Annotated in this window: 2 protein-coding genes; one reads left to right on the forward strand and one right to left on the reverse strand. The window is 67.6% G+C overall.

Annotated elements, in window-relative coordinates:
- Positions 1 to 187: 187 nt before the first annotated feature.
- Positions 188 to 961 (reverse strand): phosphodiester glycosidase family protein, encoded by a 774-nt coding sequence (locus VW23_RS21465; RefSeq protein WP_069911541.1) that lies wholly within the window; start codon positions 959 to 961, stop codon positions 188 to 190.
- Between the two features lie 114 nt (positions 962 to 1,075).
- Here VW23_RS21465 and VW23_RS21470 point away from each other — a divergent pair.
- A partial coding sequence (locus tag VW23_RS21470; RefSeq protein WP_069911542.1) for an aldo/keto reductase occupies positions 1,076 to 1,853 on the forward strand: 778 nt, incomplete at its 3' end.

Genomic DNA, 1,853 nt, shown 5'->3' on the forward strand with positions numbered 1-1,853 from the left:
CCTCGGGGGAGAGGGTCAGGGTGAGGGGCGCCAAGCACTCCGGACGGGCGGGCCGCAGATGTCGCGTCCGGGCTGCCGTCGGCGCGCTTGGCGCCCCTCACCCCAGCCCTCTCCCCAGAGGGGCGAGGGGGCGTTGTGGCATTGCCGGTTTACATAACTCCCGCAACTTGCGCTGCCGTCGACGCGCCTACTTCACCACCCCCAGCATCGGCCCGTACCCCCCGTGCCAGGACACATCGTTCCGTCCCAGCTCCGGGTCATACAATCCCACCCCGCGCCCGCCATCGAGGAACAGCGCGTTGTCGCAGCCGAGGCTGTCGCGGAACAATCGCGCGAAATCGTGGAAGTTCACGCCGCCATCGCTGACGGCGACGATCACCTCGCCTTCTCCACAGACGCCGACGCCGCTGCGGCGGGTGCGGTCGGTGGAGCCGGGGATCAGGGCAGGGTGGAGTTCCCCTCCAATCACCAGCATCGGCCCTGACTGGGTCGCGAGCCGCGCCGCGGGAGCCGCAGCGAGATAGTCTTCGGTGGTCGTGATGGCCGCCGTCTCGCCGACGATGAAGAACACGCCATTGGGCTTTTTGTAGAAGTTGGGGATGGGTTTTGTCCCCGGCGCCGCCTCGCTGGTGTTCAGCTTCACCAGCTTCTCGCCCGCTTCGACATAGAGGCCGATGGGGCGGAACTCGGTATCGTACATGCCGGCATTGACGGCGAACTGCAGTGTGCGGCCGTCGGCCGCGAGGGCCGTGGCCAGCGCGTCGAAGCGGCGATAGGGCTGCTCGTCGGCATCGCGCCAGTGGAGCTCCAGTTCGGCGGGCGCGGCGCGGCACACGGTGTAGCGGGCGCCCTCGAACTCGGTGGGTGCGCAGCGCGTTTCGGCTGGCGCGGCGTGAGCGGGAGTACCGAGCAGCAAGGCAAGGGCGAGGGCGGCGAGGGGGAGTGAATCACGCGAGTTCATTCCCGGACTGTCGCGGCGCGCCGCGCCACGCGCAAGCGCAACACGCCTATTTGGGGATGGCGTTACCGCGCCGGCTCCGTTCCTATGCCTCGCGAAAACCCGAGGAGATTCGCGATGTCCCTGCTGCCCGACCACAAACTCAACGACGGCACCACGCTTCCGGCGGTCGGGCTCGGCACCTATGCGCTGCGCGGCATTCCCGGGGCCGAGGGCATGGCGGAAGCGCTCCGGGAGGGCTATCGGCTGCTCGATTCCGCTGTCAATTACGAGAACGAGGGCGCCGTCGGCAAAGCCGTGCGGATGTCCGGGGTGCCGCGCGAGGAAATCCGCGTCACCTCAAAACTCCCCGGCCGGCACCACAAAAAGCCGAACGTCACCTGGGCGATCGAGGAATCGCTGCTGCGTTCCGGGCTCGATTATCTCGATCTCTACCTGATCCACTGGCCCAACCCGAGCCAGCAACTGTTCGTCGAGGCCTGGGAGGGGATGATCGAAGCGCGCGAGCGCGGCCTCGTCCGCTCGATCGGCGTGTCGAACTTTTTGCCCGAGCATCTCGACCAGCTGATCGAAAAGACCGGCGTCGCGCCGAGCGTCAACCAGATCGAGCTGCATCCCTATTTCAACCAGCCCGAGCAGCGCGCCGCCGACAAGGCGCGGGGAATTCTGACCGAAGCCTGGACGCCGATCGGCAAGGGCACCGGCCTGCTGGCCGAGCCGCCGGTGGTGGCGGCGGCCAATAAGCACGGCCGCAGCCCGGCGCAGGTGGTGCTGCGCTGGCATGTGCAACTGGGCGTGCTGCCGATCCCGAAATCGGCGACGCCATCGCGTCGGCGGGAGAACCTCGATCTCTCAGGGTTTGAGCTCGATGACGCCGATATGGCCGGCATCAATG

Origin of the sequence: Devosia insulae DS-56 (assembly GCF_000970465.2) — a bacterium.
Lineage (GTDB): Bacteria > Pseudomonadota > Alphaproteobacteria > Rhizobiales > Devosiaceae > Devosia_A > Devosia_A insulae.